Here is a 21,966-nt window from a genome sequence, read left to right on the forward strand (position 1 = left end):
AAATACTGCCGCCCGTTACTTGACGGTCAGCGCCTCGTTGATGAACTTATTCTGTTCTTCTAAATGGGTGGACATATAGCCCGCCGCAGGTGCCGCCGACGGGGCGCGGCCCACGTATTCCAGGTCCAGCTTCGGATGCGTTTCCGCCAGCAGGCGACGCAAGTGATGCTGACTGTGGTACCAGGCGCCCTGGTTCATGGGCTCTTCCTGACACCAGGCAACACTCTTAATGTTCTTAAATGCGGATACCGCATCCACGAACTCCTCGTCCGGGAAGGGGTACAGCTGCTCGATACGTACGAACGCCACATCTTCCTGTTCGCGCTCCATGCGCGCTTCCAGCAGGTGGTAGTACACCTTGCCGGAACACAGGATCAGACGTTTAACCTTTGCCGGGTCCACCCCCTGGTCTTGAATCACATTTTGGAAACGACCTTCAGCCAGTTCTTCCAAGCTGGAAGTAGCGAGCTTGTGACGCAGAATCCATTTAGGGCTCATAATCACCAGCGGGCGGCGCATCGGGCGCACCGCCTGGCGACGCAGCAAGTGGAAGATTTGTGCCGGGGTAGTGGCGTTACACACCTGGATATTGTGCTCGGCACACAGCTGCATAAAGCGCTCGAGGCGCGCGGAGGAGTGCTCCGGACCCTGGCCTTCATACCCGTGTGGCAACATCAATACCAGGCCGCACATACGACCCCATTTGTGCTCACCGGAAGTAATGAACTGGTCGATCACGACCTGGGCGCCGTTGGCGAAGTCACCGAACTGAGCCTCCCACACCACCAGGGATTTTGGCGTGGTAGTGGCATAGCCGTATTCGAATGCCAGTACCGCTTCCTCAGACAGCAGGGAATCGTACATGTAGAAAGGCGGCTGGTCCTCGAACATATGCTGCAAAGGCACATAGCTCTGGCCGTCTTTCTGGCTGTGAATTACCGCATGGCGGTGGGAGAAGGTTCCGCGGCCCACGTCCTCACCGGTAAAGCGGACCATAAAACCCTCTTCCAGAAGGGTGCCGTAGGCCAGGGTTTCCGCCATACCCCAATTAAGCGGCAGGGCGCCACCGGCCATCTTGCGGCGATCATCATAAATCTTGGAAACCTGACGCTGCATCACAATGCCATCGGGCACCGTGGTCATACGATTGGCGACGTCCTGAAGTTTCGGCATTGCGAAACCGGTGTCTGCAGGCACCTGCCAGTCGTGGCCCAGGTAGGGACTCCAGTCTACAAACATGGACGAGTCCGGCTGCTTAACCAGACCAGTGGCCACATCTTCACCCGCATCCAGCTTATCGCGGTAGTCGTTCGCCAGCTTGTCCGCTGCAACCTTGTCCAGGATGCCCTCTTCCACCAACTTCTCGGAGTAGAGAGTGCGAGTGGTTTTGTGCTTGCGGATGGTCTGGTACATCAGCGGCTGGGTGCCGGATGGGTCGTCGGTCTCGTTGTGACCGCGACGGCGATAGCAGACCAGATCGATGACGATGTCTTTCTTGAATTCGTAACGGTAATCGACAGCCAGCAGAGCCGCCAATACGACCATTTCCGGATCGTCGCCATTCACGTGCAGCACCGGTGCATCGATCATTTTGGCGGGATCGGTGGAGTACTCAGTGGAGCGGGCATCTTCGCGCTTGCTGGTGGTGAAGCCCACCTGGTTGTTCAGTACGATGTGCACAGTACCACCGGTGTAGTAACCGCGGGTCTGGGACATCTGCAGGGTTTCCTGCACAACACCCTGGCCGGCAAAAGCCGCGTCGCCATGGATATTGATCGGCATTACCTTCTCACCAGCAGCATCTTTGCGGCGGTCCTGACGGGCGCGCACAGAGCCAACCACTACAGGCGCACTGATTTCCAGATGCGATGGGTTAAAGGCAAGGGCCAGGTGAACTTCACCACCGGGGGTCATTACGTTGGAGGAGAAACCCTGGTGATATTTCACATCACCAGAGGTATCGAGGGTTTTCTTACCTTCGAACTCCTGGAACAGATCCGCAGGGTTCTTGCCGAGGATATTCACCAGGGTATTCAGGCGGCCGCGGTGGGCCATGCCGATCACAATTTCCTTCACCCCGTAAGTGCCGGAGCGGCGGATCAGCGCATCCATCATCGGGATCAGGCTCTCACCGCCCTCCACACCAAAGCGTTTGGTGCCTGGGTATTTGGAATCCAGGTGACGCTCCAGGCCTTCTGCGGCAGAGAGACGCTGTAGAATTTCAATTTGGATATCGGTGCCAAAGTTGGCCTTGGACTGGCTGCGCTCCAGGCGCTGCTGGAACCACTGCTGCTCTTCCAGATTGGAGAGATGCATGATCTCCGCACCCAGATTGCCACAATAAGTCCGCTCCAAGCCCTCTACGATTTCACGCAGGGTCGCCTCTTCTTTGCCAAGGAACAGGCTACCGGTATTGAAGGTCGTATCGAAATCACCTTCAGTCAGGCCGTGGTAGCTCAACTGCAGGTCGGGCACCTGTTCGCGGGCCATCAGGCCGAGCGGGTCCAGGGTAGCTTTCTTATGGCCGCGATGGCGGTAGGAATCGATCAGCTGCAGAACCTTGATCTGCTTGCGCTCGTGCTCAAGATTAATAGAGCCGGAACCGGAGCCTGGTGCCGCCACAGGGCGGGCGCGATGCTTGCTGAGCAGTTCGAAGTGCTGGCGCACTGCGGCGTGGGAAACGTCGCTGCTACCGCCAACGCGGGGGAGGCTGTCGAAGTAATTGCGCCACTCCTCCGGTACACCGTTGGGGTCGTGCAGATAGGTCTCGTAAAGCTCCTCCACGTAGGCGGCATTGCCCCCGGAGATATGGGAGCTACGCCACAGCTGCTCCATGGTACTTTCGTGCATTTTGATGCCTACCTCGATTGCAGTGGGCTCTTATTTGCCTAAGCCACTGCGCTTTCCTTTCACTCACAAAAGGGGAGGCGCATAAAGCCACCTCCCCTTTTCAATTAGTTGCCGGTTCTCACCGGCTTTATCATTAGATAAGCGCCTTACCTGGCACCGGACCCACTACAAGTGGCCCCTAACGGGTCGATTAATGACCCGGATTCCCCTATACCGCACGCGTCAGCAGCATATTGCGAATATGGCCAATGGCGCGCGTTGGGTTCAATCCCTTTGGACACACATTCACACAGTTCTGGATACCGTGGCAGCGGAATACGCTGAAAGGATCGTCCAGGTTTGACAAGCGCTCGTCAGTGGCCAGATCGCGACTGTCCGCCAGGAAGCGGTAAGCCTGCAGTAAGCCGGCCGGGCCTATAAACTTATCCGGATTCCACCAGAAAGACGGACAGGCAGTGGAACAGCAGGCACACAGGATACACTCGTACAGGCCATCGAGCTTTTCGCGATCTTCTGGAGATTGCAGGCGCTCAATCGCCGGAGCCGGAGTGTCATTTTGCAGGTACGGCTCGATCTTTTTGTACTGCTCGTAGAACTGCTCCATATCCACGACCAGGTCGCGGATTACCGGCAAGCCGGGCAGCGGACGCAGGACCAGCTTACCTTTAGGGGCAGCTTCAGACAGTGGCGTAGTGCACGCCAGGCCATTGCGGCCTGAAATATTCATACCGTCGGAGCCACACACACCCTCGCGACAGGAGCGGCGGAACGACAGGGTCGGATCCTCGGCCTTCAGCAGCTCCAGAACATCCAACACCATCAGGTCCTTGCCCTTGGTGTCCAGCTCATAGTCCTGCATATACGGCGCTTTATCGGCTTCCGGGTTGTAACGGTAAATGCTTACTTTCAACATACTCTATTCCGCTCCCGAATCAGTAGGTCCGAGCTTTCGGTTCAAAGGCTTCCATGGTGTTCGGTGCGAAGTTTACCGCACGCTTGCCGACACGTTTCTCAGCCGGGAAATACATGGAATGACACAGCCAGTTTTCATCGTCGCGCTCCTGGAAGTCTTCGCGGGCATGGGCACCGCGGCTCTCAGTGCGGGTCTCCGCGGCAATTGCAGTAGCCTCAGCAACTTCCAACAGGTTCTGCAGCTCCAGGGCTTCAACACGGGCAGTATTAAACGCGCGGCTTCTGTCGTCCAGGCGCACATTTTCAATACGCCCACGCAGATCAGCCAGCTTCTTCACACCTTCTGCCATGTAGTCGCCGCGACGGAATACGCCGAAGTGATTCTGCATCACACCCTGCAGCTCTTTGCGCAGGTCGGCAGCTTTCTCGCCGGTTTCGTTGGTTTCCAGACGGTTCAGACGAGCCATAGCGGCTTCGATATCGGACTCGGAAGCTTCGCGGTGCTCGATACCTTCGCGCAGGGCCTTCTCGATAAACAGGCCGGAAGCCCGTCCGAATACCACCAGGTCCAGCAGGGAGTTGCCACCCAGACGGTTAGCGCCGTGCACGGATACACAAGCAACCTCGCCACAGGCATAGAAGCCGTCAATGATCTGGTCGTTGCCGGCAGCGTCCTGGGTCAGGGCCTGACCGTGAACGTTGGTGGGAATACCGCCCATCATATAGTGACAGGTCGGCACTACCGGGATCGGCGCCTTAACCGGGTCGACATGTGCAAAGGTCTTAGATAGCTCACAGATACCGGGCAGACGGCTGTTGAGCAGCTCTTCACCCAGGTGATCAAGCTTCAGGAATACGTGATCGCCTTCCGGGCCACAACCGCGACCGTCGAGGATCTCCAGCACCATGGAGCGGGCTACAACGTCGCGAGACGCGAGGTCTTTCGCATTGGGGGCGTAGCGCTCCATAAAACGCTCGCCGTCTTTGTTGATCAGGTAACCACCCTCACCGCGACAGCCTTCGGTCACCAGAACACCGGCACCATAAATGCCAGTTGGGTGGAACTGCCACATCTCGATGTCCTGAACCGGCATACCGGCACGCAGGGCCATACCGACACCGTCACCGGTATTGATGTGTGCATTGGTGGTGGAAGCGAAGATACGACCGGCACCACCGGTAGCGAATACGGTCGCCTTGGACTTGATAAATACCACTTCGCCATCTTCGATGCACATGGCGATAACACCAACAACGGCACCATCCTGGTTTTTCACCAGGTCAATGGCAAACCATTCATTCAGAAATTCGGTTTTATGTTTTACGTTGTTCTGGTACAGAGTGTGCAGCAACGCGTGGCCGGTGCGGTCAGCAGCGGCACAGGTACGGGCAGCCTGACCACCACGGCCGAAGTCTTTGGACTGGCCACCAAAAGGACGCTGGTAAATACGGCCTTCTTCAGTACGGGAGAACGGCAGGCCCATGTGCTCCAGTTCGAACACGGCTTCCGGACCTACGGAACACATATATTCGATCGCTTCCTGGTCACCGATATAGTCGGAACCCTTAACGGTATCGTACATGTGCCAGCGCCAATCGTCATTGGGGTCGGAGCTGGCGATCGCACAGGTAATACCGCCCTGGGCGGACACTGTGTGAGAACGGGTTGGGAATACTTTGGTAATTACCGCAGTCTTGTAACCTGACTGGGCCATCTGCAGGGCAGCGCGCATACCAGCACCACCACCGCCAATTACAATCCCATCAAAAGAAATAGTACGCATATTCGCCATTGTTTATACACCCCAAAGAATTTCAATGCCCCACACCGTGTACAACACGGCAACCGCAGCCAGAACCACTTCTACGAACAAGCGCAGAACAGTGGCTTTACCGCCCATCATCCGATTGGTGATGTAATCGGTAACCACGGACCAGAGGCCAATCCAGGCGTGAATAATGGTGGAAAGCAGAGCAACCAAGCTGAATACGCGCATCCAGCGCTGGGCGAACAGCTCAGACCAGGCTTGGTAGCCAAAGTCTTTAGTGAAAAAGATAAAGCCCACTATAAAGAGGACATACGCGAGCAGTATCACTGCGGTAACTCGCTGGTAGAGCCAGTCGAAAGTGCCGCTACGGCCGAAGCTAGTTACTGTTCTTACCACAACCATACTCCCACTAAAAGAATAAGGATTACACTCACCACCAGCACCGTAATAGCACTGCGACGGCCGCCCTCAAGGCTCTCACCCATACCCATATCCATAAACAGGTGACGCACACCCGCCACCAGATGGTATATAAGAGCTGCCAGAGAGGCCCATAGGATGAGCTTGGCTGGAATACTATTAAATGCTGCCGCGACATCGGCGAAGCCTTGCTCTGATTCCAGACTGGCATCGAGCATGCAGAGCAGAAGCGCTACAACGGCGAAGAGCACAACGCCAGAAATTCGATGCAAAATGGAAACCAAAGCGGCAGCGGGAAGCTTTATAGTGGAAATGTCTAAATTGACAGGTCTGTTTTTGTTCACAGGAAAAACACCTTGTTGCCCTGAACGACCGGGCGCCCGTTAGCTTTTCAATGGAGGGACGAGCTGCTTGCTGATCACTTTGCACTCGACCTGTTGAAGCCTTGTACAAAGTAGCCGTACCATGGCGCAAGCCGCGCGGATTATAGGCATTCAATAGTCAAAACACAACGAACGCCTGGGAAACTGCCGGCTTTGGCGGTCTTCATGACCTGTCATTTGGCGCCGCGGGATTTCCGCAGATTTTCACGCCTCACTCCAGGCAAAAGCTCTACAGGCCCGCCCTGTCGCCAGATATCCTGTTGCCCGCAGACTGACCGTCCACTCCTTTTGGTTTGACAATTTGAGGCCCGGCACTTAAGTTTGGCCCGCTCAAAAGGCTGCCAGCACCCGAAAATCCTAGGAAAAGGCCGCCATAAGAACAGTTTTAGGAGTCCGCAATGTCCGATAAAAAAGCGCAACTCACAGTCGATGGTATCGACGGCGCGATAGAGATGCCCGTACGATCCGGCACCCTCGGCCCAGATGTTGTCGATGTCGGTAACCTGACCGGCAAAGGCTTATTCACCTATGACCCGGGCTTCGTATCCACTGCCTCGTGTGAATCCAAGATTACCTTTATCGATGGCGGCAAGGGCCAACTGCTGCACCGCGGCTACCCCATCGAACAACTGGCAGAAAAATCCGACTACCTGGAAACCTGCTATCTGTTAATGAACGGCGAACTGCCAGATGCCGAGCAGAAAAAGAAGTACGTAGACACCATCATGTCTCACACTATGGTACATGAGTCCCTGGTTAGCTTCTTTAAAGGCTTCCGTTACGACGCCCACCCAATGGCCATGATGTGTGGCGTAGTAGGCGCCCTCGCCTCCTTCTATCACGACTCCCTGGATATCAACAATCCACAGCACCGTGAAATTTCCGCACACCGCCTGATCGCAAAAATGCCAACCCTGGCTGCCATGTGCTACAAGCACTCCCAAGGCATGCCCTTCATGTACCCGGATAACAGCCGCAGCTACTCCGAAAACTTCCTGCACATGATGTTTGGCAACCCTTGCGAAACCAGTAAGGTCGATCCGGTTGTCGCCAAGGCGATGGATATCATCTTCCTGCTGCACGCAGACCACGAGCAGAATGCCTCCACCTCTACAGTGCGCCTGGCCGGCTCCTCCGGCGCCAACCCGTTCGCATGCATCTCTTCCGGTATTGCCGCCCTGTGGGGACCTGCACACGGTGGAGCCAACGAAGCTGTACTGAACATGCTGCAGGAAATCGGTGATGAGAGCCGCATCGATGAGTTTGTTAAACGCGCCAAAGACAAGAACGACCCCTTCCGCCTGATGGGCTTTGGCCACCGCGTTTACAAGAATTTCGATCCGCGCTCCCGCGTAATGCAAGGCATCTGTGATGAAGTTCTGGGTGCTATGGGTGCAGAGAATGATCCGCTGCTGAAGATCGCCAAAAAGCTGGAGAAAATCGCCCTTGAGGACGATTACTTCGTGGAGAAAAAGCTCTACCCGAACGTAGACTTCTACTCTGGCATTATTATGAAAGCGATCGGTATTCCCACCGATATGTTCACCGTAATCTTTGCCACTGGCCGCACCGCAGGCTGGATCGCCCACTGGAATGAAATGATTTCCAACCCGTACAAGATTGGCCGCCCGCGCCAGCTCTACACTGGCTACACTCAGCGCGACTATGTCCCCCTGGAACAGCGCTAATTAGCTCCCCAAAAAAAGCCCGGTATCACCGGGCTTTTTTATGCGTCTTGAACAAATAAATATTCAACACAATTTTAATAGCGCAATAGTGGTTTCACGCAAAAAATGTGACGCGCACCTCATTTTTTAAATTTTGCTCAAATCCCCTTCCCTATTTGGCAGTAAATAAGCTGTCATCCAATGTAAAATCCGCCGCTCCCCGGCCATAGCGAAATAACACTGTGTTCCCACTCGGCAGTTACTTTCCATCCGCGGAACTCCTTACTCGTACAAACACAAAACCACAATACTAATTAAGGGCACAGCATATGCTTAGCTTTATCTCCGGTATGTTCCGAAGTAGCAAGTCGGAAGAGTCTGCCGACCTGGAAGAAAAATACACCCGCAGTACCTATGCCGGCTCCAAGGGCGCCCGCACAATCTCTTATGACCCAACATTAATTAAAGCCCTGGAAGACGATCACCGCCACCTGATCGGAATTTTTCAGCGTATGTGGTCTGAGGGTTTTGAAAAACAGAACTACCGCCAGCTATCGCAACTATTAACCCAGTTTAAGTCTGGCTTTCAAGCGCACCTGATCAAGGAAAACGTGCGTTTCTATGTCTATCTGGAACAAGCACTGGCCGGCGATGCCCACACGCTGCAGGTAGTTAAAGACTTTCGTACTGACATGAACGAAATTGCCAATGCTGTGGTGCAATTCTGTAAGCGCTACAACCACGAGGCATTTACTCCAGAGATGGTTCGCGATTTTAAGATGGACTACCAAAAGATTGGCGAAGCACTTACTCGCCGTACTGCATTGGAAGAAAAAGAACTCTACGTTCTTTACCAACCCTCCTGACAAAAGCTTCTCCAATCAGTGGAATATACTGTTACTTCAGCTCTACAGGAATTGGGCGCAAGCCGCTGAGTAAGCAACAACTTATTGAATAAAAATCCACGGGAATTTCACTGCGGCCCACAAGGACGGGGCGCAATTTCCCAACCCTCAAAAAATAAAGCACCACTGCATCTCCACTTAATCAAAGACTCACTAGAAAATAGTTTCTTACAGGCTCCCCCCACTAAAGCAATTTGTCAAAATTCATCGAACAAGCACCTGCTCTACTTATTTGCAATTTGGGCAAGCCCCAAAAAAGTGCGCAATTACAATAACTTAATAAAACTTTCCATCCAGACCTCCCTTAACTTCCTATTCTCTATCGTCATTCTTATTCAACACTAGACGTTTATTTAATTTTGTTTAACCATAGGGGAATTAGAATTTAAAAAAAATTTCCGCGATGGGATATTGGTCTAAGAAGTTCTGATAGCTTTGTGGCTTAAAAACAAGAATGACAAAAAGGCCAGTAGTAAAAGCCGGAGTACTTGGGGGAAATATGACTGAACTAGAAAGTTCAGCTGCTCGACAATATACGCCAGATAGCACCCACACCAGTGATAGCAGCTATCCGATTTATGTGATTGTGGGTACCGGGCCCGTCGGGGTCCGCTGCGCACAAAAACTCCTGGAATTCTGTGACGAAGCTCAAATTGTTATTTATGGAGCAGAAATAGAATCACCTTATAACCGAGTAAAGCTCTCACAATATCTCTCTCGCCATGTGGATCGGGAGGAGCTCGACAACCCAATCCTCGGAAAGACTGATCACAGGCTTGCCGAATATATCGACCGGAAAATTGTGGCGATTGATCGCGCAAACAAAACGGTCACCGATGCCGAGGGCAATATACAACCCTATACCAAGCTGATCCTTGCTACAGGCTCCAATCCGACCATTCCTCAAATCCCCGGAGCGAACCTACCCAGTGTTTATCCATTTCGCAGTCTGCGTAACACGAATGACCTGATTGCCCTACGTGAGCGCCACGCGGACATTTGCGTTATCGGCGCCGGTGCGCTCGGGCTTGAAGCCGCAACCGCACTAAAGACCCCAAAAAATTCCGTCACCCTACAATCACGCGGTAAATTACTCAGTGGCCTGCTTGGTGAAGAGGGAGAGGAGTTTCTGAAGTCCTCCTTGTCAGCACTCGGCGTTGAACTTAAAGTCGGCGATGCCCTTAAGGCGATTGAGCAGCACGAAGAAAAAAACATTCTGCAGTTTTCTGATGGTGAGTACCTGAACGTAGATGCCATAGTTCTATGTACGGGTATCCAGCCTGAGGTCACACTCGCCCAACAAAGCGGTCTGGAAACCGAGCGGGGAATTGTTGTTAACGAGTGGATGCAAACCTCCGATCCCGACATTTACGCAATTGGAGAGTGTGCTGAGCATGACCGTAAGGTTTATCAGCTGGTGCGCCCCGGTTATGAACAAGCTGAGAGTTGCTGCTCACATATTCGCCGCAATCATGGCGGTGAGGTGCTAGAGCGCCCCTACTCCGGAAGTTACACCGATATCCAGCTTAAAATTGCCCATATTCCCTGTGCAATTATTGGGGATGTCGCCTCGGACAATCTCAAGCAAGGGGATGATGTACAGAGCTACATCTACCGCAACCGCTTCAAGGGAATTTACCGGCGCCTGTTTGTCAGGGATGGGCTTATCCTCGGCGCCGTCTATATTGGTAGCTGGGATGAGGCCAGTAGTCTGCGCCAAGCCGTGGCCCAGGAAGAAAAAATTAGTCAACGCGCCTTCAGTGACTTCGAAAGTGAGGGGCGTCTATTTGGCAAGAAAAAAACCAATAGCATCAAGGATTTTCCTGATGGCTATCTGGTGTGCCAATGTAATTCAGTCAGTAAAGGGGAACTTTGCAAAGCCATTTCTGATGGCAAGCGCACTCTCAACGAGTTACAGCAGGCCACCACCGCGGGTTCTGTATGCGGCAGTTGTCGCCCTCTGATGGCAGAGTTATTGGATGCTCCTGTTCCCAACCTGGTGATGCGCCATGCCAAAGGTATACTAATTACCTCGCTCATATCATTACTCCTCATAGCGCTGGCATTTTTGATGCCCTCCCCCCCAGTCTCAGACACCGTACAATCGGGACAACTCTGGGACAAATTGTGGTATGACAATTTCTGGAAGCAGGTTACCGGTTACAGCATATTAGTGCTGTGTATATTTACTGCCGCTCTCAGTGTACGCAAGCGCTGGAAAAAAATAACTCTCGGGCATATGGACCATTGGCGTTACGCACACAGTTTGATTGGCGTTGTCGCCCTTGCAACACTTGCAGTGCATACAGGGTTTCGCCTTGGGAAAAATCTCAATCTGGTCCTGATGTTGGTGTTTTTGGGGGTAACTGCAACCGGCTCACTGGTCGGTGTCTTTATGGCTCGCAATCATCACTGGACGGATCTCAGGCTGCGCGAACACCGCAAGTGGTGGTCTCGCATTCACTACGCCCTGCTCTGGGCGCTGCCGGTACTCCTTGCTTATCATATTCTCGCTGTTTATTACTTCTAAATGAAATCTTATCAATTTAAATTCTGGCATTACGGCCTGTTGCTGACGCTCACTGTTGGTTCATTGGCTGCGTACAACCTAACCGTAGCCGATAAGTCATTATTCGTAACCGGTGAGCCTACCCATGGGCACCATCAAATAGAACTCGCATGTACTTCCTGTCACGCAGATGGTTTTGCTGGACAAGATGCAATCCAGAAGTCCTGCCTGAATTGCCATGCGGAAGAACTGGAGCTCGCCGACGACTCCCATCCGCGGAAGAAGTTTCTCGATCCCAGAAATGCTCAATTACTAGAGACTCTTGATGCGCGTCAGTGCATTAGTTGTCACACAGAACACAAGCAGGAAATTACTCGTGAAATGGGTGTAACCCTAGCCGGGGATTTTTGCTTCCACTGCCATAGCGATATTGCCGAGGAACGCAGTAGTCACCAGGGTATGGGCTTCGAAACCTGTGCCAGTGCCGGCTGCCATAATTATCATGACAATGGCACTCTCTATGAGGACTTCCTGATTGCCCATGTTGGGCAACCCGACCTTCTTGATGAGGCAAAACTGCCAGCACGCACCGCAATGGCTGCCTGGTTGCGGAAAAACCCGAACAAAGAACCGCTGCAATTGACTCATGCTGACCTGAAAGTTGAAAGTAGGAGTACAGAAATTGCAGCTGCTTGGGCGCAAAGCGCTCACGCTCAGGCAGACGTGAATTGCACCAGCTGCCACGCTGACGGGAAAATGCAATTTAACAGTGTGGAAATTCTTGAGCAGTGTGCCAGCTGTCACAGCGAGCAGAAAGAGTCTTTCACCCAAGGCAAACATGGCATGCGCCTCTCTTCCAAACTGCCCGAAAATTTTGCTGAACAGGTCGGCGCCATGTCTCCTCAACTGGCCAGGACTCCTATGCAGAGTAATGCATCAGGTGAGTTAAACTGTATCAGCTGTCACGGCCCTCACGAAGTAGACCTGCAATATGCTGCAGTAGAGGCATGCCTCAGTTGTCATAGTGATGAGCACAGCCTGGCCTATAAAGAGTCCCCCCATTTTAATGCGTGGGAGTCTAACCCCGAGCAGGGTGCCAGCTGTGCAAGCTGCCATCTCCCACGGGAAGCCCATAGTGAACAAATCGTGGTGAATCACAACCAGAACCATAATCTCCGCCCCAACGAAAAAATGTTACCGGTTTGCCTAAATTGCCATGGGGCTGAGTTTTCCTTGGCAGCAATGGCAGACAAAAAATTGATCTCTCAGAATTTCAAGTATAAACCTGCGGATAAACACGAGACATTTGACTTGATTCGTGACCGTATTGCGAAGATTTCCAACAGCAAAAATAAGCAAACACAATCCCAATAGGAGGGGAACACTATGCGTATTGCCGCTTGTTTTATCGCCGGACTGGCACTGCTCACTGGCTGCGAAAAAAATCAGGGAGTTGCGCCCGAGCGAATGGCGGATGCCATCTTTGCCGTGATTGAGGCGGATCGAGCAAACTACACCAACAAGGTAGTTAACCGTTTGCAGAATGAAGAGAAAATTCTGGACGCTGACGAACACTGGCAGGATAAAAAATTACTGCCGCTACCCGCGCAAATGATGCGTATGGGAGCCGAGCGTGTTGCAGAAAAAGACTCTGGTTTTAACTATGCCCTGCTATCCCTTTGGCCTGTTAACAAGCAGAATAAACCGCGCACCGATATGGAAAAAGAAGGGCTACAGTATGTAATCGATAACCCAGGTAAGAATTTTTACGGCCGTGAAAAACTGGGCGACACAGAATACTTTACTGCAGTCTATGCTGATGTCGGCGTATCCCCCGCTTGCGTCAGCTGCCACAATGACCATGTGGACAGTCCACGAGACAACTTTGAACTGGGAGAAACTATGGGTGGTGTAGTTATCCGTATCCCGCTCTGACTTAAAAATAGCACAATTTTAAAGGGGCCTTCATTGGGCCCCTACGCCTTCCTATGCTCAACGCATCAGTACTTGGGCCCGTCAAGCCCTACTTTATTTCTGATTTTTCGCACAATCTCCAACCAATCAAATTTTTTAGGAAAACTAAGCACCTAACTCATAAGAGTTGGGCGAATTGAGCGCTTTCGCGGACCGAGATCAGCAACTTAAATTTGAGCTGCTTACAATTAATTAGCGGCCGAAATCATTTCGACCGCTCCCTCTTTCAATTGACTGGCTCTACTCCCGCTGCAACCTCGCTGAAATCATTCAGACCAGTGGTCACCCGCTGTGGGCCTATTTCCGGGTAAGTCCAGTCTCCATTACGGACCGCTTATTGTTTCACTTCGCTCCGCGAAGCACACCTAGGCATTAATATATTAGTCACCCAAAGAGGGATATCAAAGAAGATACATATTGCACTTAAGAATTTGGACAAATAGGAAAAACTTATAAAAGCTTTTCAAGTGTTACTTTGCTTTAATGGGGTGATAAGCCCCTGCAACCCTTCAACTTTGATTTCCAAAGTCAACGCCATCAGTTGCCCCAGTCTACCCTCGGGAAATCCTTTTTGGGAGAACCAGAGCAAATACTCTTCAGGAAGATCAATAAGCGCTCGCCCCGTATATTTGCCAAAAGGCATCGGCGTCCGCGCTACCTCTATTAGGTACTGTTTTTCAAACATATCAAAATCCGACAAAACTTCACTTTTGTGCTATAGCAAGCTCTCGCCCTGGAAATTTGTTGCTGCTTTCTGCCCACCTTACACTGGCTCCGAAATTGTTCGGCCTAATCCGCCGTTCCTATACCTCAGGCAATTACTAACAGAGGTGCCTATGCGTATTAAAGCTATTAAATATCTCAGCCTGGCAGCTGTGCTCAGCGCTAGCCTGGGAGGCCAAGGCTGTGCCAATATGAGTGATACCGACCGCCGAATAGGCACCGGGGTTGGCATTGGGGCCGTTACCGGCGCCCTGATTAGCGGCGGACGTCCAGGCGGTACCGCTGCAGGGGCAGTTATTGGGGCTGGAGCCGGCTATCTCTACGACAGGGAGCGCAAACGTAGAGACTACTATCGTTATCGCGGTCGCTACTATCGCTACTAATTTACTGCTATCGATCCAGGACAGGAACAGACAGTCAGTAGATAATGGTCTACGGGTGGGTGCAGCTTAAAGCCGCCCCCACCCTTAATGTTAAGAAAAGACGCTTCCCCAACCATTAAAGGAGCTGTCTAATCACATTGATTCAACCTGGACAGAAATTACCGGTGGGAAACATCCTTAGAGTAACCGGGTCTTATTTTTTCCACAGCGCTCACAACGATACTCAGTGACCAGCTTTCCCTGTTTAACATCAAACTTACGCTCGGTGATCACCTTCCATTTATGGAAACCCTCTCTACACAGGGTTTTCCCCTTGTGTTTCTGCCAGGCAGTTTTCTTTTTAAAAGGGATTACATCTCCCATATATTTTCACACATCATATTTTGAATTCTAACTATCATTTGGAATAATAAAAACTGAACTCCAGTTAAAAAACTAGCAAATGTATGCTTCCGGAGCGGAGCCTAGGCCACGCTAAAATGAGACGTACTATAACTATTCATCGTTAATCTTGGCAAGCATATACAAGCTTTTATCATATGACTAAGAATCAATTGACCGAACAGTCAACTTCTATTCTTTCTTTAAAGCTAAGAGCCCCATAAACATACAAAGCCTACTTAATCTTAATATTCTAAAGCTAGTTAAATCTCTTGAATGAGAGGCTTATGAGCGAAGCTGGCAGAGAGGTTAACCTTGACTCCACCTATCAACTGAAGCATCAATAGTAAAGACTCTAATTGGCAGTCAGAAGCTTTACGATTTAATGAATAGAGCCCACCGTAAAATCAACTGACATTTTGAATATTAATTTTTACCAAAATACCTGTTTTCAACTTCTTTCTTAAGTGTAAAATTTAAATACCGGTGCATTAATGTAATTCTCTCTATGCCTTGGTAATAGCCGAGAATTTTTACTGGAAAGACCTAATAAACTATAACGCCCTATATATGTAGATTCATCAACCTTATCAATATGGATTAAGATTTTAATTTTGGATAATTGTTTGAGGATAACGTTAATAAAAACTTGCTTAGTGGTGTTACGAATAAAATTAACTAGACTCCGGGTATTCGGTATGGGTCCCATACTACCCAGAAAAACTCTCAAAAAAATGAGTAGTCTAACTTAAGAACCGCAATATTGCCTCTAATATCAATCAGCTTAACGGTAATCAATTGCATTCAAATAGTCATTTTCCTACTTCACATCTCACAACCACTTTCTCTAAACTTGTGATCTTGATCTTATTCGGAAATTGATTTTTATCAATCGACAATTCCAGTATTCACAAGGGAATTATTTGCCTACGAGAATCCTTCTGGCTAGGAGGTTGGAGTTTCTACCCACGCAGCCAATCATATTTTACAAATGCACTGCAATGGACAATCAATTACTCCAACTGCAGTGCAACTTGATTAAATACACATGAAATCGCTAAAAACCAAGCACCTTGTGAGAACTTCAATTAGACGAAGAAAACACAAAACTCGTCACAGAATATTATCTAGTACTTAATCTACAGGACATACTCGAATTATATGGCCATCTGGATCTTCAACAAGAAAAGTACGGCCAAAGACCTCATTGTAAGGTTCTTTCGCAAACTTGATTTCGGTATTCTCTCGCCAATTCTCATAAAGAGAATCTACATCTTCACTAGAAGGCAACATAATACCAATCTCAGAGAAACGAGGGATATCAGCATTTGGCTCTGCTCCCCCTGTCCAAAGGGCAAATAATGCTTCGCCATCCGCTGCAAATGCCACATAACGAGGACTGGAAAATATCGGATCTGAATTGAAAAGCATTTTGTAAAAGCCCGTTGAACGTTCAATATCAGACACGTAGATAAGTTGAAGATTAGGTTTGGGGGATACTTTAATCATATAACTTCACTTCCCTAAAGCAGGTTAAAAAATCCTGTACCAAATTAATTATACAAGGCCTAAAAATCAGCAGCAAGAATAGTTTTATCGCTGGATGCTGATATCTATAGAAAATAAATAAATAAATTTTAATAGCGTACAATCAACCAAAATCAATATATTTTAAACACTAAGGTCGCTGCTTACATTGCACAGTCAAAAATTCGAGCATTGGAAAATTACAACTCTAAATATTAACAACAAACTCCGTGCCGAAAATTCGTCCCTTATTTAAAATTGTAAATGTCGATTCCTGGCTATAAATTGGCATACTGGTATTAAGGCCTTCCGTTACTTCATTAAGAAGATTACGGCCATAAAGCGAAAACTTCCAGCCACCATCAGCTGGTTCTATCGAAAGGTTCACTTCGAGCATATCTGCCGCGCTCAGCACACCGCGATTGTTATCGTCATAGAATTGTCTGTCCCGGTGATTGAAAGCAACACTGCCACTGAAAATGCCAATAGAGCCAATATCTTGGGAATAGATTACCGAGGCACCATAACTCCAAGGAGCTAAACGCGGCAGGCTCAGCTTCTTATCAAAACTATTAATTTCCCCATCTTCATTAAGATCATAAAATATATGTGTATATTTATCATCCATATATCCGATATGACCAGTAAATGAAATTTTGTTCGATAGGTATACTTGACTTTCTAACTCAACACCCAATATCTGTGCATCCGCAGCATTAGTTATTGTTTGAAAAGTAACATTATCCTGTCCTATAAAGGAAATTTCCCTCTGAAGATCGTGAATCTCGTTATAGAAAGCCGATAAATTAACTCGTGTGGTATTTGAGAAATCTTTTTTGACACCAACCTCATAGGCATCCTGTTTTTCTGGATCGAATGGGCCAGGAATTGTGGTATCGTTATTACGGAAATTGTAGCCACCACTGCGAAATCCGCGAGTCCAAAAAGCGTAAACCTGAGTATCATCATCTGGTACCCATTGAAACCCAAATTTTGGAGTATAGGCTTTCCACTCTTCATTGTCATTGAACGTCACATTACAAATTTGTCTCATGAGGCTGCACCCACTAGGCACAAGATCTGCAAGGGCCGCTTCTTTTTCTTCGTGGGTAAAGCGAATACCTGCATTTAATAGCCAATTTTCGGATAAGTGCCAATCTGTTGAAGCAAAAAAGCCTAAAGTTTTATAGGTCTGATCCCCACCACCAGTTAAACGTAACGCTCCAGTATTCACCAACCGGTCTTCGATATAGTCAATATTCTGAGTAAAGTAATAGATACCCGCGGTCACATCTACTAAGTTAAAAGTACCCGAGTAACGCAGCTCATTACTGAATTGCTCCTGGTCAGTCCATGTTTCAGCATGAGCACCTATAATTGGAGAAGAATCAATATCCGATAAGGTACCGGCTTCGTACTGACGCCAGGCAAAAACGTTGGTGAGAACACCATCTCCAAGTGCAATATTGATATTGCTCTCCGATACTGCGCTTTTCCAATCAACATCGGAATACCCGGGCTCATCAATTTGAATGTCGAATTCGCCCAATGCCGCAATGTCCCTGTTTTGGTTGGCAGGACCATCTCCCTCCATTTGACCCAACTCCAACTTTAGGATCATTTGTAGTCCATCCAGAGGGTAAGCATTTAATGCATGACGAATAATTTTGGTCTCAGAGCGACCATGCCGGTCACCGGTGTGTGTGTTTTCAAACCACCCAGAATCGTCGGAGTAATAGGCGGCAATCTTAGCATTTAAAAGATCGTTGATTACCGGTCCAGACAGCACTCCACTAGTGATCTTTTTTGTTCCACTTTCAAGAGCAAAACGCCCATTAGCTTGTAATTCATCACCTGGGACTGTTGTATTTAATAGAATTGCACCGCCAGTAACGTTTCTACCGAACAAAAGTCCCTGAGGGCCACGCAATATTTCTATGCTCTGTAGATCAAAGTTGTCAAAAAGCACACCACCACTAATGCCTAGATACATACCATCGACAAAAACACCAACTGTTGGATCAATAGAAGGTATAGAGCTATTGATACCAAGTCCACGTATGGAGAAATTTGCATATCCAGGAAAAGTACCAATATCATCAAGGGATACATTCGGCACACTGTATCCCAAGTCACCCAAAGAAGTTACATGCCTATTTTCTAGTTGAACATTGTCAAATGCGGTGACAGCTGTAGGAACATCTTGAATACTAATCGCCGTCGTTTTCTTCATTGCCGTAACTACTACTTCGTCCATGACTGAGTTCATGTTGGCTGTCGCGCTATTGGTTATGGTTAGGATTAAACTTGATATTCCAATTACTCGACAAATCAATAAATTGGTACTCGATTTTACTATCATATCTTTCATCCTGAAAAAGTTTTAATATTCCTTCATCATCCCAAATTTCATTACCACTTCACATACAAGCTGTTAAATTTGCTTTCTATTCTGCTAACTGGATTTTAACCATTGAGTGTGAACCCGAAGTCCCCGATTACACATTAAGAAATCAGCTAAATAGCCATCGTGAGGTACCCGATAATCCATCCAGGTAGTGGGAATAATGCCAATATAAACATTGGAAATGGAAACATCCGATAGTACTCGGTGAATTAGTTCTTTCTCGCGGGATAAAAGCGTAACAACAAGAGAGCCAGATAATGCACTAAAATCTTCCTGCCGATTAAAAGGTGCAACAGTTATACAGGGAAATGGCAGTTCACGCTGGACCTTGGCATCGGTAGCACTCTTTACTAGGGTAACATGGGGTTTTAAGGGGTACCCATTAGTGGAAGTGTGATCATATAGCCATGGATTTTCTTCAGCTTGCAATAGATTCATATATGCATCAACCTCCCGCCTTCTACCCAGGGTAAGGGGTTGCAGTTTCGCGCGAACTTCTAGTTCAAGCCTTAGCCGATGAGCAAAGCCATAGGGGTCATCCTCCACCAATACTGCACTGGCGCAGACGCAGGCCGCACCACCTCGTGATAAAACAGACTCAGCAACAACAGTGACAGCCTCTTCATGATCAACATCCCTACCTACAACCATTTTCGATCGTCCCGGACCTTGGACTAGAACTTTAGGATTGCTTCCATACCGCGTAGTAACCTCTGGGCCACCATAAACTATTGCCAGATCACTTAGCTCAATCAGGCTATCTACCCCCCTGTGATCAGTCGGGATCAAAGCAACGTATTGTTCCAACCCCGCCAACTCAAGGGCGCAAATAAGTCTCTGTGCAGTGAAGGGTTCGCGGGATGAAGGTCTGACCATGGTTCGGTATCCCATAGCAATAGCCTGGGGCCAAAGGCCATGGACACCCGGACCGTTACCTGCCGCGATAATTGAAACAACATCCCCTCGACGTGACAACAAGCTACAACCGTTACTGGCGGCGGAGTCTCGGTAATCCCAAACAGCGCCGGCTGGGGTAGCGGCCTGCATAATCCCGAGCATATTATTAAGACTATGAGAAATGTGAGTCATAGACTCGGCCACCAGGGATTTCTGCAACCCCGTTACATTAGCAACCATCGAAATATAGGCGTCCGGTTCCAGGCCTGCTAAATTTGCTTCCTTATATATCTGGCCAGCCTTTGCTAATCGCTCATAGCGTTGCGAAAGTGTTAGTGATTCCCCTTTCCGCATCTGTACGATTTTATCTTGTATATAAACGGTAGGGACGATCGCACTTTCACCAACGATGCGATCAGATACATCCATTATCGGCTGCCGTCGCCTGGTATGATGAGAAGCACCTAGGCAACGTGCTTCCACCTGTAGTACCTGTTGCTCAAAAGGGGTTTTCCGGACATCACTAGTGAGCGCTGCCATTAATACACTCCTTCAATCACTGCTTTACCGGAGACCTGCGCAACGGGTTTTACATCACTGACAGAAGAACCGGGACAATTCCCTAAAGTGGGAAGTCGCACTGCCGTATCACGCTCAAAGATATTGGGGAGAAATGCAAAGCGACTCAGGTGATTCATCACCACCTGTCCTCGCCCATTGTACTCAACGGGTTTTCCACTTTCTGGGTCGACCACCTCCAAAATGACATAAGGTGCGTAGCTGTCAAAGATAGGGGATCCGTTATAGTCATGATTAATCCGCGCTTTGGTCTCCGAAAGAATCATAGTGCTTCCATAACTCGCTGTTATAGGGACATCAGGGAATACCATCGTTTTCAAATAATCTAGTGTGTCTACATCCATATGAGTTCCTCCCCAAGTGATCATCTCAAGGGTACTGTTGAGAGTTTCAGCTAAGGAGCGGCGACGCGCTATCGCCTCTAACAAAGGCGGTGTTGCAATAAGATATTTAATAGCTTGTGTAGCAATGATGGGTTCCGCCTGGTCAATAAGATGATCGGAGTAGTCCCTGGCACCTTCCATATTTCCTGCCTGGATTAATTTTTTTACCCAACGGGGATCTAAATCTACAGTGAAGCACTGCCCACCAAAAGCTCTGGCTCGACGACGGTTGATGGCTCCTACGATATGAGGGCCCGTCGGTATAATTGCCAACGTATTTTTCGGAGTCTTATCTGTTGAGGTTTCAAATCCCTCCAAACGCCAACTAACTACCTGCTCAAGCCACTCCTCATAAGCAACAACCCGCTTGGCCGTCCCCGTTGTCCCGCCACTTTCAAATATCCCGGCAAGCCTATAATCGGCCAGTCCCTTAGGTTGCAGATCTTCAATCGCTATCTCACGAAGCAACTGGCTGATATCAGGAAATAAAGACAGATCGGCCAATGATCGGACATCCATAACTGGATCAAAATCAAATTGACTGCGCATTGATAACCAAAATGGAGAGCCGGTATCCGGCGAAAAATGCCAGTTCAAAATGTCAGCCAAATGACGTTGGAAGTCAGGTGATTCCATAGGAATGTTCCTCCGTTGAATAGGTGACTAAGGCTGAAGTCGTATATGCTTCCACTCCGTTTGATCCCGTTCGAATCGCAATCTCTTGTGAAGCCGATTAGAACTCGACGACCAAAACTCGATTGCTTGAGGCTCGAGAACATACACTGAAAACCTCTCGGGACAAGGCAATGCGCCTACACGATCAAGCTCTTGCGCAGCAGCTAGCAGTTGATCATAGGAATCCAAAGGCTCACTTTGACGAGAAACCGTCGACATCGCGTGCAGAGGTATTGGGCGAGCGTCCCACTCTCTGACTGCCCGCTCTCGATCGAGCTGCCTAATTTTCCCACTTACGGAGAGCTGGCGACCAAGCTCGCGCCAGTAAAAATGTCCACAAGCAAAGGGGGTCTCTTCGGTATCTTTTATTTTACGGCTACAGCTGTGTGTGGCGAAGATGATACCAATGGTCGCAAAATCCAATATAGCCATGACTCGCGATGACAGAGCACCTGAGAGGTTCGCTGTCGCCATTACCATCGCCCGAGGTTCACGAACCTTGTTATCGATAGCCTCCTGGAGCCATTGTCGTGCAAGAGACATGGGGTCACTAGGAGGGGTATCGTATTCAGAAAAGCTTTGATCCACTTTCCCTGTCATGCTTTCAAAAGTACTGCTCATA

At 49.2% G+C, this 21,966-nt stretch carries 18 protein-coding genes; 6 read left to right on the top strand and 12 right to left on the bottom strand.

Annotated features, from left to right (window positions below; translation table 11 throughout):
* Window positions 1-15 precede the first annotated feature (15 nt).
* From ACJJJB_RS13780 to sdhC, 5 genes are all read right to left on the bottom strand, one after another.
* Window positions 16-2,850 carry a 2-oxoglutarate dehydrogenase E1 component gene (locus ACJJJB_RS13780; RefSeq protein ID WP_020412680.1) on the bottom strand — a complete coding sequence of 945 codons (2,835 nt, stop codon included), beginning with the start codon at window positions 2,848-2,850 and terminating at the stop codon, window positions 16-18.
* A 208-nt stretch (window positions 2,851-3,058) separates the two neighbouring features.
* Window positions 3,059-3,763: a succinate dehydrogenase iron-sulfur subunit gene (locus ACJJJB_RS13785; RefSeq protein ID WP_020412679.1), complete on the bottom strand. Its 705-nt coding sequence runs from the start codon at window positions 3,761-3,763 to the stop codon at window positions 3,059-3,061.
* Between the two features lie 19 nt (window positions 3,764-3,782).
* A complete protein-coding gene (gene sdhA / locus ACJJJB_RS13790; RefSeq protein WP_282952689.1) occupies window positions 3,783-5,555 on the bottom strand; it encodes a succinate dehydrogenase flavoprotein subunit in 1,773 nt (590 codons plus the stop codon).
* Between the two features lie 3 nt (window positions 5,556-5,558).
* Window positions 5,559-5,927, bottom strand: coding sequence for a succinate dehydrogenase, hydrophobic membrane anchor protein (gene sdhD / locus ACJJJB_RS13795; RefSeq protein ID WP_026305008.1), 369 nt, complete (start codon window positions 5,925-5,927; stop codon window positions 5,559-5,561).
* The gene (sdhC, locus tag ACJJJB_RS13800; protein ID WP_020412676.1) at window positions 5,921-6,295 is read right to left on the bottom strand and encodes a succinate dehydrogenase, cytochrome b556 subunit; all 375 of its coding nucleotides are present in this window, start codon (window positions 6,293-6,295) and stop codon (window positions 5,921-5,923) included. The genes sdhD and sdhC overlap by 7 nt, the downstream gene beginning before the upstream one ends.
* Before the next feature lie 437 nt (window positions 6,296-6,732).
* Here sdhC and gltA point away from each other — a divergent pair, with 437 nt between their 5' ends.
* From gltA to ACJJJB_RS13825, 5 genes are all read left to right on the top strand, one after another.
* Window positions 6,733-8,022 (top strand): citrate synthase, encoded by a 1,290-nt coding sequence (gene gltA / locus ACJJJB_RS13805; RefSeq protein WP_020412675.1) that lies wholly within the window; start codon window positions 6,733-6,735, stop codon window positions 8,020-8,022.
* 308 nt (window positions 8,023-8,330) lie between these two features.
* On the top strand, window positions 8,331-8,867 hold the full coding sequence (locus tag ACJJJB_RS13810; protein WP_282952687.1) for a hemerythrin domain-containing protein: 537 nt from the start codon (window positions 8,331-8,333) through the stop codon (window positions 8,865-8,867).
* A 538-nt stretch (window positions 8,868-9,405) separates the two neighbouring features.
* Complete coding sequence (locus ACJJJB_RS13815) at window positions 9,406-11,436, top strand: FAD-dependent oxidoreductase (RefSeq protein WP_026305007.1); 2,031 nt, start codon at window positions 9,406-9,408, stop codon at window positions 11,434-11,436.
* Window positions 11,437-12,789, top strand: a complete 1,353-nt coding sequence (locus ACJJJB_RS13820) for a cytochrome c3 family protein (RefSeq protein ID WP_020412673.1) — start codon at window positions 11,437-11,439, stop codon at window positions 12,787-12,789. It begins immediately after the preceding gene.
* Window positions 12,790-12,801: 12 nt separating this feature from the next.
* The gene (locus ACJJJB_RS13825; protein ID WP_020412672.1) at window positions 12,802-13,350 is read left to right on the top strand and encodes a Tll0287-like domain-containing protein; all 549 of its coding nucleotides are present in this window, start codon (window positions 12,802-12,804) and stop codon (window positions 13,348-13,350) included.
* A gap of 502 nt (window positions 13,351-13,852) precedes the next feature.
* Here the strand turns inward: ACJJJB_RS13825 and ACJJJB_RS13830 are convergent.
* Window positions 13,853-14,074: a DUF3820 family protein gene (locus tag ACJJJB_RS13830; protein ID WP_282952683.1), complete on the bottom strand. Its 222-nt coding sequence runs from the start codon at window positions 14,072-14,074 to the stop codon at window positions 13,853-13,855.
* A 151-nt stretch (window positions 14,075-14,225) separates the two neighbouring features.
* Between ACJJJB_RS13830 and ACJJJB_RS13835 the strand changes: the two genes are divergently transcribed.
* Window positions 14,226-14,495, top strand: a complete 270-nt coding sequence (locus ACJJJB_RS13835; RefSeq protein WP_020412670.1) for a YMGG-like glycine zipper-containing protein — start codon at window positions 14,226-14,228, stop codon at window positions 14,493-14,495.
* A gap of 177 nt (window positions 14,496-14,672) precedes the next feature.
* On the opposite strand, the gene ACJJJB_RS13840 is transcribed toward ACJJJB_RS13835, so the two are convergent.
* From ACJJJB_RS13840 to ACJJJB_RS13865, 6 genes are all read right to left on the bottom strand, one after another.
* Window positions 14,673-14,858 carry a hypothetical protein gene (locus tag ACJJJB_RS13840; protein WP_020412669.1) on the bottom strand — a complete coding sequence of 62 codons (186 nt, stop codon included), beginning with the start codon at window positions 14,856-14,858 and terminating at the stop codon, window positions 14,673-14,675.
* A gap of 1,152 nt (window positions 14,859-16,010) precedes the next feature.
* Window positions 16,011-16,385: a VOC family protein gene (locus ACJJJB_RS13845; protein WP_445365057.1), complete on the bottom strand. Its 375-nt coding sequence runs from the start codon at window positions 16,383-16,385 to the stop codon at window positions 16,011-16,013.
* 226 nt (window positions 16,386-16,611) lie between these two features.
* The gene (locus ACJJJB_RS13850) at window positions 16,612-18,660 is read right to left on the bottom strand and encodes a TonB-dependent receptor (protein WP_445365058.1); all 2,049 of its coding nucleotides are present in this window, start codon (window positions 18,658-18,660) and stop codon (window positions 16,612-16,614) included.
* 198 nt (window positions 18,661-18,858) lie between these two features.
* The gene (locus tag ACJJJB_RS13855) at window positions 18,859-20,247 is read right to left on the bottom strand and encodes an aldehyde dehydrogenase family protein (protein ID WP_445365059.1); all 1,389 of its coding nucleotides are present in this window, start codon (window positions 20,245-20,247) and stop codon (window positions 18,859-18,861) included.
* Window positions 20,247-21,305 carry a phenylacetate--CoA ligase family protein gene (locus ACJJJB_RS13860; protein WP_445365060.1) on the bottom strand — a complete coding sequence of 353 codons (1,059 nt, stop codon included), beginning with the start codon at window positions 21,303-21,305 and terminating at the stop codon, window positions 20,247-20,249. Before ACJJJB_RS13860 ends, ACJJJB_RS13855 begins: the two co-directional genes overlap by 1 nt.
* 27 nt (window positions 21,306-21,332) lie before the next feature.
* A complete protein-coding gene (locus ACJJJB_RS13865; RefSeq protein ID WP_445365061.1) occupies window positions 21,333-21,965 on the bottom strand; it encodes a pyridoxal 5'-phosphate synthase in 633 nt (210 codons plus the stop codon).
* Window position 21,966 lies beyond the last annotated feature (1 nt).

Source organism: Microbulbifer variabilis (genome assembly GCF_052468405.1).